Source organism: Reyranella sp. (genome assembly GCF_004297405.1).
GTDB lineage: Bacteria > Pseudomonadota > Alphaproteobacteria > Reyranellales > Reyranellaceae > Reyranella.
The window spans coordinates 1-13,648 of the sequence record NZ_SCVC01000022.1; the positions used below are offsets into that span (position 1 = coordinate 1).

13 protein-coding genes are annotated in these 13,648 nt (G+C 63.6%); 9 read left to right on the top strand and 4 right to left on the bottom strand.

Going from position 1 to position 13,648, the window contains the following annotated elements; genetic code table 11:
- From cynS to EPO50_RS16180, 4 genes are all read right to left on the bottom strand, one after another.
- The coding region (cynS, locus tag EPO50_RS16165) for a cyanase (protein ID WP_296345826.1) at positions 1 to 369 on the bottom strand (369 nt) is incomplete at its 3' end.
- A gap of 38 nt (positions 370 to 407) precedes the next feature.
- Positions 408 to 1,307, bottom strand: a complete 900-nt coding sequence (locus EPO50_RS16170) for an ABC transporter ATP-binding protein (protein WP_296345827.1) — start codon at positions 1,305 to 1,307, stop codon at positions 408 to 410.
- A gap of 6 nt (positions 1,308 to 1,313) precedes the next feature.
- Positions 1,314 to 2,159, bottom strand: a complete 846-nt coding sequence (gene ntrB, locus EPO50_RS16175; RefSeq protein WP_296345847.1) for a nitrate ABC transporter permease — start codon at positions 2,157 to 2,159, stop codon at positions 1,314 to 1,316.
- A gap of 12 nt (positions 2,160 to 2,171) precedes the next feature.
- Positions 2,172 to 3,536, bottom strand: a complete 1,365-nt coding sequence (locus EPO50_RS16180) for a CmpA/NrtA family ABC transporter substrate-binding protein (RefSeq protein WP_296345829.1) — start codon at positions 3,534 to 3,536, stop codon at positions 2,172 to 2,174.
- Between the two features lie 309 nt (positions 3,537 to 3,845).
- Between EPO50_RS16180 and EPO50_RS16185 the strand changes: the two genes are divergently transcribed.
- From EPO50_RS16185 to EPO50_RS16225, 9 genes are all read left to right on the top strand, one after another.
- A complete protein-coding gene (locus EPO50_RS16185) occupies positions 3,846 to 4,421 on the top strand; it encodes a YbjN domain-containing protein (protein ID WP_296345831.1) in 576 nt (191 codons plus the stop codon).
- A 157-nt stretch (positions 4,422 to 4,578) separates the two neighbouring features.
- Positions 4,579 to 5,385, top strand: a complete 807-nt coding sequence (gene lgt, locus EPO50_RS16190) for a prolipoprotein diacylglyceryl transferase (RefSeq protein WP_296345833.1) — start codon at positions 4,579 to 4,581, stop codon at positions 5,383 to 5,385.
- A gap of 11 nt (positions 5,386 to 5,396) precedes the next feature.
- Complete coding sequence (locus EPO50_RS16195) at positions 5,397 to 6,512, top strand: SAM-dependent methyltransferase (protein WP_296345835.1); 1,116 nt, start codon at positions 5,397 to 5,399, stop codon at positions 6,510 to 6,512.
- A complete protein-coding gene (gene pgeF, locus EPO50_RS16200; protein WP_296345837.1) occupies positions 6,509 to 7,276 on the top strand; it encodes a peptidoglycan editing factor PgeF in 768 nt (255 codons plus the stop codon). Before EPO50_RS16195 ends, pgeF begins: the two co-directional genes overlap by 4 nt.
- Before the next feature lie 54 nt (positions 7,277 to 7,330).
- Positions 7,331 to 8,320: an LPS assembly lipoprotein LptE gene (locus EPO50_RS16205; RefSeq protein ID WP_296345839.1), complete on the top strand. Its 990-nt coding sequence runs from the start codon at positions 7,331 to 7,333 to the stop codon at positions 8,318 to 8,320.
- A 141-nt stretch (positions 8,321 to 8,461) separates the two neighbouring features.
- Complete coding sequence (locus EPO50_RS16210; protein ID WP_296345841.1) at positions 8,462 to 10,048, top strand: ABC transporter substrate-binding protein; 1,587 nt, start codon at positions 8,462 to 8,464, stop codon at positions 10,046 to 10,048.
- A gap of 169 nt (positions 10,049 to 10,217) precedes the next feature.
- Positions 10,218 to 11,744, top strand: a complete 1,527-nt coding sequence (locus EPO50_RS16215; protein ID WP_296345843.1) for an ABC transporter substrate-binding protein — start codon at positions 10,218 to 10,220, stop codon at positions 11,742 to 11,744.
- 78 nt (positions 11,745 to 11,822) lie between these two features.
- The gene (locus EPO50_RS16220; RefSeq protein ID WP_296345846.1) at positions 11,823 to 12,764 is read left to right on the top strand and encodes an ABC transporter permease; all 942 of its coding nucleotides are present in this window, start codon (positions 11,823 to 11,825) and stop codon (positions 12,762 to 12,764) included.
- Positions 12,765 to 12,799: 35 nt separating this feature from the next.
- A partial coding sequence (locus EPO50_RS16225) for an ABC transporter permease (protein WP_296345849.1) occupies positions 12,800 to 13,648 on the top strand: 849 nt, incomplete at its 3' end.

Sequence of the window (13,648 nt, forward strand, 5' to 3'; positions counted from 1 at the left end):
CATGGTCATGTCGAAGTCGATGGCGCTCATGATGCCGTCGCCGAATTCTTCCTGGATCAGTTCCTTCCAGGTCGTGCCGTAGACCTGCACCAGCTCGTAGAAGCGGTAGATCAGCGGGTCAGTCGGCGGGATCTGCGGGAGCGAACCGCGATAAGGCACTTCCTGCAGCAGCAGCACTTCTTCCTTGCCCAGTCCGAACAGCTTGCCGGCCTTCGTTGCCTGTTCCTTGGTCATCTTCATCTGGCCCATGCAGGCCGCGGTGACGACGATCTTCGAGGCGCCGCCGATCTTCTTGGCGATCTCGTCCCAGGTGAGCTCCTTCAGGCGCTTGGCCGTCAGGATCTTCTCGGTGACTTCTGCCCGCTTCATTGTCTTCTCCCGTGTCGATTGCCAGTGTCAGTTGATCGTCAGTGTGTGTGCCGAAGAGGCACGACTTCCGCCGGCGGATTGACCGCCGACAAACCAGGCTTCACCAGTTTCAGCCGCCGCGGATCGTAGGCCACGCCGGCGATCTCCTTGTCGAACGCGCGGCTGCGGTTCACCAGGAACTCAACGAGGTGGTTGCGGATCGCGTAGTACTGCGGATGCCGGTGAAGGTCGTTCCGGTGCCGCTCGTTGCGCGGCATGGTGTTGACCACGATCTCGGCGATCTTGGCGCCGGGGCCGTTGGTCATCAGCACGATCTTGTCGGCAAGCAGGATCGCCTCGTCGACATCGTGCGTGATCATGAACACGGTCTGCTTCGTATCTGCGCAGATGCGCAGCACTTCGTCCTGCAGCATGCCGCGTGTCAGCGCATCCAGTGCGCTGAACGGCTCGTCCATCAGCAACATCTTGGGCTGGATGGAGAGCGCGCGGGCAATACCCACGCGCTGCTTCATGCCGCCCGAGAGCTGCGCCGGCCGCTTGTTCTCCGCGCCCTTCAGCCCGACCAGCTCGATGAAGCGACGCGCATGTTCCTGCACCTTGGCGCGATCCCACGTGGGCCAACGCGAGGAGACGGCAAAGGCGATGTTGCCCATCACCGACAGCCAGGGCAGCAGCGCATGGCCCTGGAATATCACGGCGCGGTCGAGGCTCGGCCCGTCGATCTCGCGGTTGTCGACGATGACGGCGCCGTCGCTCGGGCTGTCGAGGCCAGCCAGCACGTTCAGGATCGTGGTCTTGCCGCAGCCGGAATGGCCGATCAGGCAGCAGAACTCTCCCTTGTCGATGCCGAACCAGATGTTCTCGAACACGGCGGGCTGGCCGGAGTCGCCGAAGCGGCGCGCCAGGCCCTCGACGCTGATGAGGGGTCGATTATCCATGGCGGCCTACTCCGGATAGGTGACGAGCTTGGTGATGCGCGCCAGGCCCTGGTCGAGGGCGAGGCCCACCAGGCCGATCAGCAGGATCGCGGTCACGATGTTGGCGATCGAGAGGTTGTTCCATTCGTTCCAGACGAAGTAGCCGATGCCGGTACCGCCCACGAGCATCTCGGCGGCCACGATGACCAGCCAGGCGATGCCGATGGAGATGCGCATGCCCGTCATGATCGTGGGCGCCGCCGCCGGCAGGATCACCTTGAAGGCGGTACGGAACGGCCCGACCTCGAGGGTGCGCGCCACGTTCAGCCATTCCTTGCGCACGCTCGCGACGCCGAAGGCGGTGTTGATCAGCATCGGCCAGACTGAGCAGATGAAGATCACGAAGATCGAGGAGATCGCCGAGTCCTTGATGGTGTAGAGCGCAAGTGGCATCCAAGCGAGCGGCGACACCGGCTTCAGGATCTGGATGAAGGGGTCGAGCGCGCGATAGACCAACGGCGACATGCCGATGAGGAAGCCGAGCGGCACTGCCACGAGAGCAGCGAGGCCAAAGCCCAGGAGCACGCGGCCCAACGAATAGGCGAGCTGGATGCCGATGCCCTTGTCGTTGCTGCCGCGCACGTAGAAGGGATCCGTGAGATGGCCCCAGATCGTGACGGCGATGTCGGCCGGCGTCGGCATGGAGGATTTGGTGCCGGTCGCCGCGGCATTGCCCACCAGCTTGGCATATTCGGGATCGACCGCCGGGCCGCTGGCTGCCGTCGGCAGGGTAGCGATCTGCCAGAGCCCGATGATCGCAGCGAAGATCAGCAGCGACAGCAGGCTCGCCCGCAGGCCGAGCGAGTTTTTCAGGGTCGCCATGTCTCAGCTCCGACGGATGGCGAAGCTCGCGATATAGTCGTCGGGCTTGGCGGGATCGAACGGCTTGCCCATGACCACGATCGTCTTCTTCGACGGATCGGGCGGCGTGAGGCCCATGTCCTTCATCATCGCCGCCGTATCGGTGGCGAGATAGACCTCGGACGCGACCTTGGCATAGTCGACATCGGCCTTGAGCTGACCCCAGCGCTTCATCTGGGTCATGATCCAGACCGCGAACTGGTTCCAAGGGAAGGGATCGAAGTCGATGCGGTTCGGGTCCTTCTTCACGCCGCCCAACCCGTCGGCGTAGGTGCCGGTCAGAACCTGCTCGAGCACCGTCTCCGGCTGGTTCAGGTAATTCGCCGGGGCGATCGCCTTGGCGATCTCCTTGCGGTTCTCCGGTTTGTGCGCATAGGCCGTCGCGTCGATGATCGACTTCAGGAGCGCGCGATAAGTGTTGGGATTCTGGGTCGCGAATTCCTTGCTCACCGTGAAGGCGCAGCAGGGATGGCCATCCCACAATTCCTTGGTCAGGAGATGAATGAAGCCGATGCCGTCATAGACCGCGCGCTGGTTGAACGGGTCGGGCCCGAGATAGCCGTCGATATTGTCGGCGCGCAGGTTGGCCACCATCTCGGGCGGCGGCACGGAGCGGATCGAGATGTCCTTGTCGGGATCGAGCCCGTGCTCCGCCACGTAGTAGCGCAGCAGATAATTGTGCATCGAGTAGTCGAACGGCACGGCAAAGCGGAACCCCTTCCAGTCCTTCGGGTTGCGCTTGTCCTTGTGCTTCATGGCCAAGGTGATCGCCTGGCCGTTGATGTTTTCGACGGCCGGCATGGTCCAGGGCACCGGGTTCGATCCGACGCCCAGCGAGATCGCTAGCGGCATCGGCGAGAGCATGTGCGCGGCGTCGTATTCCTTGGCCAGCGACTTGTCGCGGATCACTGCCCAGCCCGCCGTCTTCACCACTTCTACGTTGAGGCCATGCTTGGAATAGAAGCCCATCGGATGCGCCATGATGATGGGTGTGGCGCAGGTGATCGGGATGAAGCCGACCTTGAGGTCTTTCTTTTCCAGCGCCCCGCCTTGGGCGAAGGCCTCGCGCGCCAGGCCGAGCGGCAGCACCGAGGAGATGGCTGCCATGGCCGTCGCCCGGCCGACCGTCTTCAGGAACTGCCGCCGCTGGGCATCGACCGGGAAGACTGCCCGCAGGACCGCTGCATCGACCACCCGGTTCCAGCGTGATTCCTCGCCGACCGGCACTGCTGCCGCGGTCAGGCGGGCATGATCGGCCTCGGCATGATTGCCGCCGCAGCTACACCCCTTGCCCAGCAAGGTGCTGGGGTCGAATGGGTCTTTGAACATCGAGAGCCTCCCACGGGTCTTGGCGCCACACCGCCTGCTTGGGACCCCTGAAGGCAAAGCCCGTGCCAAGGCTCATATGAGGTGCGTAAACGCAAGGCGATCCGCAGATCGGAGTCGGAATTGCACAAAAGATGGGCACATGAAGTCGATTCGTCTTGCGGAATTCCAAGACTCGAATCTTAACGCTGGGGATTAAATTCATGGAATCCCTGACTCTTTTCCCCATTCTGGACCGGATTTCTTATTGCGCCTCGATTTCCTCGGTGGCACGCTACCGCTGCTAGTGGGTTGTTGGGTGCCCACCACGATATGTCGGCCACCCGCCTCAGAATGGCTCATGCGGAGCCGCATGGCGGAATGGTTGGGGAGCGGTCGATGGCGTTATCGCGACAAGAGCGGACCAGACGGAAAGCCGACCTGAACCCGCTGGAAATGATCGAAAAAGTTGTCTCCGCCAACGATTGGCCCTTTGACCGGACTTCGGACCGGGAAATCGCCGTCGAGGTCGCTGGCCGCTGGTGCGACTACCGCATGTTCTTCAGTTGGCGGGACGATGTCGAAGCGCTGCACTTCACGTGCGCCTACGATGTCCGCATCCCCTCCGAACGCCACAACGACATCCACGTCCTGCTGGCGCTGATCAACGAGAAGATGTGGCTGGGCCACTTCGATCTCTGGTCCGAAGAGGGCCTGCCGATGTTCCGCCACGCCATCCCGCTGCGCGGGACGACGGGCTTGATGGCGGAGCAGCTCAACGATCTCGTCGAGGTGGCCATCACCGAAAGCGAGCGTTTTTACCCTGCCTTTCAGTACGTCGTGTGGGCCGGCAAGTCGCCCGCCGACGCGTTGACCGCTTCCATCCTGGAAACGGTCGGCGAAGCGTGAACAAGAAGGACCTCCGACGCCCCCTCTCACAATAAGACCAAAAAAGTCTCTTCGTTCGGAAAGTCCCAGCGGCGCCGGTTCACCAGAACCGGCGCCGTGATCATTTCGGAAGGCAGGCTCGCCCGCCGCGAGGTTCGCCCGCTATAAGGGCGCCCTCATGACCCTCCTCGCCATTCCCTACCCTGAGATCGACCCGGTCCTGGTTCAGCTCGGGCCCTTCGCCATCCGCTGGTACGCCCTGGCCTACATCGCCGGACTGGTGATCGGCTGGCAGGTGATGCGTCGCGTCTGCGAGCAACCGCCGAAGCTGCTGACGGCGTTGAAGATCGACGATTTCCTGCTGTGGGCGGCACTCGGCGTCATCCTGGGCGGGCGGCTGGGCTATGTCCTGTTCTACAAGCCGGGTTTCTACATCGAGCACCCGCTGGCCGCGCTCACCCTGTGGGAGGGCGGTATGTCCTTCCATGGCGGCTTGCTGGGCGTGGTCGCCGCCATCCTGCTGTTCGCGATCCGCAACAAGGCCGATCCCTTCATGCTGTCGGACCTGGTGGCCATCGTGGCGCCGATCGGCCTGTTCTTCGGCCGCCTCGCCAACTTCATCAATGGCGAGCTGTGGGGTCGCATCAGCGACGTGCCGTGGGCCATGGTGTTCCCGCGCGGTGGGCCGCTGCCGCGCCATCCCAGCCAGCTCTATCAGGCCTTCTTCGAGGGCGTGCTGCTGACGCTGTTGGTCGTTGCCGTCTGGAAGCTCACCGACGGCCGCCGCCGCCCCGGCCTGCTGACCGGCGTATTCTGCGCCGGCTATGGCGCAGCGCGCATCGTGGGCGAGATCTTCCGCGAGCCGGATGCGCATCTCGGCTTCCTCTGGGGCCCCCTCACCATGGGCATGTTGTTGTCGGTGCCGGTGCTGCTGTTCGGCGCCTGGCTGATCCTGCGCGCCTACCGCAAGCCTTTGCTGCCGTAAGGGGGCCACCTGTGACCGATAGCGAGCTGGGCGGCCTGATCGCGCGGCGCATCGCGCTCACCGGGCCGATCTCGCTGGCCGACTTCATGGCCGAGGCACTGGGGCACCCCCGCCTCGGCTATTATCGCCACGCCACACCGGTCGGCGCGGCCGGCGACTTCACGACGGCGCCCGAGATTTCCCAGATGTTCGGCGAGCTTTTAGGCGCCTGGCTCGCCGACCGATGGCTGGCAATGGGCCAGCCGACGCCGGTGCGGCTGGTCGAACTCGGCCCCGGCCGCGGCACCCTGATGGCCGATGCTCTGCGCGCCACGCGCGGCGTGCCCGGCTTCCATGCCGCCATCGACCTGCATCTCGTCGATACCAACGAGCCGCTGCGCGCCGCTCAACGCGACGCCCTGCAGGGCTTCGCGCCCGGCATCGTGCCGACCTGGCACGAGCGCTTCGACACGGTGCCGGAAGGCCCGCTGCTGCTGGTTGCCAACGAGTTCTTCGATGCGCTGCCCGTCCGTCAGTTCCATCGCGCGCCACACGGTTGGGTCGAGCGCATGGTGGGTATCGACGAGAGTGGCGCGTTGAGACTGGCCCTGGCGCCTGGCGTTACCCCCTTTGCCAAGCTGCTGCCCGAGGCCGCGGTCGACGCCGAGGCGGAGATCTGCGAGGCCGGACGCGCGCTTGCTGCCTCGATTGGAGCCCGCATCGCCCGCGACGGCGGTTGGGCAGTGATCATTGATTACGGCGGCGAGAACGCTGGCAGGGCAGCCTCCCTTCAGGCCGTGCGCAACCACCAGGGCGCCGGCATCCTCGACCGGCCGGGCGAGACTGATCTCAGCGCCCATGTCGATTTCGAAGCTCTTGCAAAAGCCTCGGGCGTCGCTTCCTTCGGGCCAATCGGCCAGGGCGCATTCCTGCGCCAACTGGGCATCATCGAACGTGGCGAGGCGCTGAAGCGCAGAGCTTCGCCGCAGCAGGCGCGCACCATCGATGCGGCATCGGTTCGCTTGATTGCGCCCGACCAAATGGGCACCCTCTTTCGCGTGCTGGCGCTGGGCGACGGCAAGAGCGCCCCGCCCGCCGGCTTTTCGGACCATCCCACTTCGTCGAACCTCCCCCCGGACGCGACATGATCCTCGCCAAGACGCTCGCCGACCTCGACGGGGTGCAGCACCGTTTCTTCACGCGCCAGGGCGGCGTCAGCGCCGGGCTCTATTCGTCGTTGAATTGTGGTTACGGATCGGGCGACCAGCCCGAAAACGTGCGCGAGAACCGCCGCCGCGTCGCCGAGCATTTCAGCCTGGACGAGCCCGACCTCCAAACCTTGCACCAGGTCCATTCGACCGACGTCCTGACGGTGGCCGACGATCGCTGGAGTTCGCCAGGAGCGCCCAAGGCCGACGGGTTGGTCACGGATCGCCCCGGCGTGGTCCTGGGCGTGCTGGCGGCAGACTGCGCGCCGGTTCTGCTGGCCGACAATGACGCCGGCGTGGTCGGCGCCTGTCATGCCGGTTGGAAAGGGGCCCTGGGCGGCGTCGCCGATGCGACCATCGCCGCCATGGAAAAACTCGGCGCCAAGCGCGAACGTATCCAGGTCGCCATCGGCCCCTGCATCGGCCCGGCATCCTATGAAGTGGGCCCTGAGTTCCCTGCGCCGTTCCTGGCGCAGGACAAGAACAACAGCACCTTCTTCCGTGACGCCAAGCGCGCCGGTCATTTCATGTTCGACCTGCCGGGCTACCTCCTGCACCGCATCGCACGCACCGGCGTCTCGGTGACAACGACCGGCCACGACACGCTCTCGGCGACCGATGATTTCTTCAGCTACCGCCGCAACACCCTCCAGGGCGTTCGCGACTACGGACGCGGCCTCTCGGCGATCGCGCTCAGGAACTGACGTGCCCTACCTGATCATCCTGGTGTTCCTGTGCCTGCTCGGGGTCGTCGCGACATGCGCCATGCTGTGACGCTGCTGTGCCTGCTGGTGCTGGCAGCCTGCGCAAGAGTACCGGGACCTTTCGAGCACGATCCTTCACGGGACTATTATGCCCGCCCCCGGACCGACAAGGCCGAGGTGGCGATCAGCCCGCCACGGAACATGCCGCCGCAGATGGGCCAGCGCGTCGCCGCGACCCTGGCCATGGAACTGCAATCCTACGGCATCGTCGCCACGGTGGCGCCAGCCGATGCGCCGATCCAGGTCGACGGCGTGATGAGCACACGCGATGCCGACTTGTCGATCGAAGTCCAGGTCGATTGGCGCGTCGTAGGCAGGCCGCGCACCGACGAGCCTGCGACCGTCAAGACGCGCGCCCGGCCGGAAGATTACGCCGAACAGAGCGAACGGCTGATCTCACGCATGGCTCAACAGGCCGCGCCGAGGGTCGCGACGCTGGTCGGCAAGCCGCCGAATTTCATCCCGCGCGCCCCGGGCCAGGTAGCGGCCGGCATCACCATTCCCTACGAATTCCCGTCCGACCCCGCAGCCGACGGCACGGCCGCCGCTGCGGCGGCTGCAGCGGCCACCGGAACCACGCCTACGACGGCGCCGGTCCCTACAAAGCCCGCGGAACAACAGATCAAGGTTCTGGTGGCACCGGTGACCGGCGCACCGTCGGATGGCAACCGCCAGCTTTACTCCGGCATGCGTCGCGCACTGGGCTCGAGCAAAATCGTGATCGTCGACGGTGCTGGCGAGGATGTCTTCACCGTTGTCGGCGCGGTCAACCTGACGCCCATCGACGACCGCACCGGTAAGCTCGTGGTCAAATGGGTGTTGAAGGACCCCGCCGGCAAGATCGTCGGTGACATAGAGCAGTCCAACCCCGTGCCGCTCGCCGCCGCGCGCGGCTCGTGGGCCGGATTCGGCGATATTGTTGCCTCCGCCGCATCCGAGGGTGTGCTCGAACTGCTCGAAAAGGCGATCAACCGCCCGCGCTGACGTTCGCTGACGCCGGTTTCAATTTCGCGAATCGGCTTGTCAGAGGGGGGTTCCCCACTGCTACTGTCCGCATGGGGAGGCGCGAATCTTGCAGGCCCAGAATTTGCAAGCGTCGCACCCGAGACAGGGAGTTTGGACAATATGTTTTCTTTCAAGAAGTCAGCTCTGGCGCTCGTCGCCGCGGCTGGTGCGACTGCATTGCTGACGGCTGCGCCCGTTCAGGCGCAGACCATCAAGGCCGTGATGCATTCGGACGTGAAGATTCTCGATCCGATCTGGACCACTGCCTACATCCAGCGCAACCACGGCTACATGGTGTGGGACACGCTCTTCGCGATGGACGAGAAGTTCGACGTGAAGCCGCAGATGGTCGACAAGTGGGAGGTCTCGGCCGACAAGCTCGTCTGGACCTTCACCTTGCGCGACGGCCTCGAATGGCACGACGGCAAGCCCGTCACTGCCGAGGATTGCGTCGCCTCGATCAAGCGTTGGGCAGCCCGCGATTCGATGGGCCAGAAGATGATGACATCGGCCGAAGGCTTCGAGGTCGTCGACGCGAAGACCTTCAAGCTGAAGATGAAGGAGCCGTACGGGCTGGTGCTGCAGTCACTCGGCAAGCCGTCGTCGAACGTGCCGTTCATGATGCCAAAGAAGACGGCCGAAACCGACCCGATGCAGCAGATCAAGATCGAAGACGTGATCGGCTCGGGTCCGTTCATCTTCAAGGCCGACGAATGGAAGCCCGGCGAGAAGATCGTCTACGTCAAGAACGCCAAGTACAAGCCGCGCGCCGAGCCGCCTTCGGGCCTGGCCGGTGGCAAGGTCGTCAAGGTCGATCGCGTCGAATGGCTCTGGATCCCCGACGTGCAGACACAGGTCGGCGCTCTGCAGAACGGCGAAATCGACATGATCGAATCGCCCGGCCACGATCTGCTGCCGATCCTGGCCAAGGACAAGAACATCAACCTGTTCAACGGCAACCCGACCGGCAACCAGTACACGTTCCGGTTCAACAGCACGGCCAAGCCCTTCGACAATGCGAAGATCCGCCACGCCGTGTTCGTCGCCTTCGCCCAGGAGGACTTCCTCAAGGCCACCATCGGCGATCCGCAGTGGTTCAAGGTCTGCAAGGCGCCGTTCGTCTGCGGCACGCCGCTCGCCACCGACGCCGGCATGGCCGACGTCCTGAACGGCAACGCCGCCAAGGCCAAGCAGCTCCTCACCGAGGCAGGCTATGACGGCACGCCGATCGTGCTGATGCAGTCGACCGACCTGCAGGTGCTGACCAACCTGGCGCCGGTCGCCAAGCAGCAGATGGAGCGGGCCGGCTTCAAGGTCGACATGCAGTCGATGGACTGGCAGACGCTGGTCGGCCGCCGCGTGAAGAAGGATCCGCCGAGCCAGGGTGGCTGGCATGCCTTCCTCACCTCGTGGGTAGCCGCCGACATCCTGAACCCGGTCATGGCCGGCTTCTTCAACTCCTCGTGCGACAAAGCCATGTTCGGCTGGCCGTGCGATGCGACGATCGAGAAGTTCCGCGACCAGTTCGCCAAGGAAACCGACCCGGCCAAGCAAAAGCAGATCGTCGAGGATCTGCAGAAGTACTGGGCCAACAACCCGACGCACATCAACGTCGGCCAGTGGTACTCGCCGATCGCGCGCCGCAACAACATCGAGGGCAACATGATCGCCCCGGCGCCGGTGTTCTGGAACATCACTAAGAAGTAGTGAGGTTGCGCGCGGGGCTCCTCGCCCCGCGCGCCCATCGACGAAGGTGGGTCGGGGGACCTGCCTTTCTCAATGGGGAGAGACACCCGGAGGGGACGCTATGAAACAAGTGTTTAGGCGTACACTTGCGGCAATGGCCGCAAGCACCATTGTTACCGGTGCATTTGTCTTGAGCACGAGTCCGGCGCTGGCGCAGGGCAAGGTCCTGAAATTCGTCCAGAACGGCAATCTGACGATTCTCGATCCGATCTGGACCACGGCCTACGTCACACGCAACCATGGCTATTTCGTCTACGATACGCTGTTTGCGTCGGACGAGAACAATGCGGTCAAGCCGCAGATGGTCGACAAGTACGAGGTGTCGCCGGACAAGCTGACCTGGACGTTCACCTTACGTGACGGCCTCGAATGGCACGATGGCAAGCCCGTCACCTCCGAGGATTGCATCGCGTCGATCAAGCGCTGGGGTGCACGCGACGCCATGGGCCAGAAGCTCATGGACTTCGTGAAGGAGATGAAGCCGGTCAACGACAAAACCTTCCAGATGGTGCTGAAGGAACCGTATGGCCTGGTGCTCGACTCGCTCGGCAAGCCGTCGTCGCAGGTTCCCTTCATGATGCCCAAGAAGGTCGCCGAGACCGATCCGTTCAAGCAGATCGACAGCCAGATCGGCTCCGGCCCGTTCATCTACGTCAATGCCGAGTCCAAGCCCGGCGAAAAGCACGTCTACATCAAGAACCCGAAGTACAAGCCGCGCGCCGAGCCTGCCTCGGGCCTGTCCGGCGGCAAGGTCGTCAAGGTCGACCGTGTCGAGATCATCGAGATGCCGGACACCCAGCAGCAGGTGAACGCCATCATCGCAGGCGAAATCGACCTGATCGAGCAGCCGCCACACGACCTGATCCCGATCCTGAAGAAGGACAAGGGCGTGAAGCTGGTCGACTGGAACCCGCTCGGCCACCAGTTCATCATCCGCTTCAATCATCTGGTGAAGCCGTTCGACAATCCCAAGGTCCGCCAAGCGGCACTGCTCGCGATGCGGCAGGAAGACTATCTCAAGGCGACTGTCGGCGAGCCGGAATATTACAAAGTCTGCTCGGCGGCTTTCGTCTGCGGCACGCCCAATGCGTTCGACGCACCGAACGGCCTGCTGGTGAAACCGGACTTCGAGAAGGCCAAGGCGCTTCTCAAGGAAGCGGGCTACGACGGCACGCCGATCGTGCTGATGCAATCGACTACTCTGCCCGTGCTCACCAACACGGCCCCCGTGACCAAGGCGCTGCTCGAACAGGCTGGTTTCAAGGTCGACATGCAATCGATGGACTGGCAGACACTGGTCACGCGGCGCACCAAGAAGGAGCCTCCCGCTCAGGGCGGCTGGAACGTGTTCCATACTTTCTCGGTTGCTGCGGACATCCTGAACCCGATCTCGACCTCCTACATGGTGGCGCAGGGCGACAAATCGTGGTTCGGCTGGCCGACCGATCCCGTGATCGAGAAGCTGCGCGACGAATATGCAAAGGAGACCGATCCCGTGAAGAACAAGGCACTAGCCAAGGCTGTGCAGGATCGGGCACTGGAGACGGCGCAGTACGGCTGGATTGGCCAGTGGTACGGCCCGGGCGCTTCGCGCGCCAACATCAGCGGTTGGCTGAAAGCGCCGGTGCCGGTGATGTGGAACGTAGAGAAGAAGTGACGGCAACCTTGTTGCCGTCATCCTGGGCGAAGCGAAGGACCGATTTTTGCTTCGCTCGGGGTGACACGTAGAGGGAAAATGCTCGATTTCATTGCCCGTCGTTTGATCGCCATCATCCCCGTGCTTGCGGTGGTGGCGGTTTTTGTCTTCCTCATGCTGCGATTGACGCCGGGTGATCCGGCTGCGGTGATCGCCGGCGACAATGCCACCTCCGACCAGATCGCCGATATTCGCGAAAAGCTCGGCCTCAACGAGCCGATCTGGACGCAGTTCGCCATCTGGATCGGCGACATCGTCCAGGGCAAGTTCGGCGAAAGCTACTTCTTCAAGAAGACCGTAGCCGAACTGATCGCCCAGCGCGTCGAGCCGACGCTCGCCCTGGCATTGTGCACGTTGATTTTCGCGGTCTGCGTCTCGGTGCCGATCGGCGTGTTGGCGGCCTACCGCCAGGGCACGCTGTTCGACCGCATCGTCATGGGCTTCTCGGTGCTGGGCTTCTCCGTGCCGGGCTTCGTCATCGGCTACTGTTTGATCTACGTCTTCGCCATCGAGCTCGGCTGGTTGCCCGTGCAGGGCTATGTCCGCATCGGCGTCAACTTCTGGCAGTTCGCCGAGCGCATGGTCTTGCCGTCGTTGACCCTGTCGGTGGGCTTCGTGGCGCTGATCTCGCGCATCACCCGCGCCTCCGTGCTCGAGGTGCTGAACGAAGACTATATCCGTACCGCCCGTGCCAAGGGCTTGAGCAACCGAGTCGTGCTGATGCGTCATGCACTACGCAATGCGGCGGTGCCGATCCTGACCATCATCGGCCTCGGCATTGCCATCTTGATTGGCGGCGCAGTGGTAACGGAAAGCGTCTTTGGCCTGCCCGGGTTGGGGCGGCTCACGGTCGAAGCGGTGCTGAGCCGTGACTTCCCGACCATTCAGACCGTCATTCTTCTCTTCTCCGTAGTCTATGTCGTGATCAACCTTCTAATCGACATCAGCTACACCCTGTTCGACCCGAGGATCCGGTATTGAGCGCGATCACCGAAGAAGTCGTCGACTCTGCCTCAATTGCGGCAGCGTCGACCAAGCGCAAGAGCCTTTGGCTCGTTGCCATCCGTAACCCGAACGTGATCTTCGGCGGCGTCATTCTGCTCGTCATGATGCTGATTGCCCTCCTGGCGCCGTTCCTGGGCACCGTCGATCCGACCCGCATCGATCCGGCATCACGCAACAAGAAGCCCGGCACCGAAATCACCATGCGTCTCGATGACGGGACGACCGTCAAGCGCGTGGCGATCATGGGTACCGACAGCCTGGGACGCGATGTCTACAGCCGCGTTCTCTATGGCACGCGCGTGTCCCTGGCGGTCGGCATCTCCGTCGCGCTGGCGTCCGTCGCCATCGGCGTGGTGATCGGGCTGGTCTCCGGTTACGTCCGATGGGCGGACGGGATCATCATGCGCATCATGGATGGATTGATGGCGATCCCGGGCATATTGCTCGCGATCGCCCTTGTCTCGATCTGGCGCGCCGGCCTGATCACCGTGATCTTCGCCATTGTCGTACCCGACGTACCGCGCGTAGTGCGTTTGGTGCGCTCGATCGTGCTGACGGTACGCGAAGAACCCTATGTCGAAGGCGCCATTTCGGTCGGCACGCCGACCTGGACCTTAATGTTCCGGCATATCCTGCCCAACACCATCGCGCCTCTGATCGTGCAGGGCACCTTCTTGGCCGCCGCCGCGATCCTGACCGAGGCCGCGCTCTCCTTCCTGGGCATCGGCATCCCGCCGGAGATCCCGAGCTGGGGCAACATCATGGCCGAGGGCCGCACGCTGTTCCGCGTGTTCCCGCACAACATCCTCTATCCCGGCATCTTCCTTGCCTTGACGGTGCTGGCCATCAACATCATGGGC

Excerpts from the sequence above, each read along its gene's own strand:
- EPO50_RS16180 (WP_296345829.1), bottom strand. The coding sequence starts at position 3,536 with ATGTTCAAAGACCCATTCGACCCCAGCACCTTGCTGGGCAAGGGGTGT.
- lgt (WP_296345833.1), top strand. The coding sequence starts at position 4,579 with ATGACCCTCCTCGCCATTCCCTACCCTGAGATCGACCCGGTCCTGGTT.
- EPO50_RS16220 (WP_296345846.1), top strand. The coding sequence starts at position 11,823 with ATGCTCGATTTCATTGCCCGTCGTTTGATCGCCATCATCCCCGTGCTT.
- pgeF (WP_296345837.1), top strand. The coding sequence starts at position 6,509 with ATGATCCTCGCCAAGACGCTCGCCGACCTCGACGGGGTGCAGCACCGT.
- EPO50_RS16210 (WP_296345841.1), top strand. The coding sequence starts at position 8,462 with ATGTTTTCTTTCAAGAAGTCAGCTCTGGCGCTCGTCGCCGCGGCTGGT.
- EPO50_RS16205 (WP_296345839.1), top strand. The coding sequence starts at position 7,331 with ATGCGCCATGCTGTGACGCTGCTGTGCCTGCTGGTGCTGGCAGCCTGC.
- EPO50_RS16185 (WP_296345831.1), top strand. The coding sequence starts at position 3,846 with ATGTCGGCCACCCGCCTCAGAATGGCTCATGCGGAGCCGCATGGCGGA.
- EPO50_RS16170 (WP_296345827.1), bottom strand. The coding sequence starts at position 1,307 with ATGGATAATCGACCCCTCATCAGCGTCGAGGGCCTGGCGCGCCGCTTC.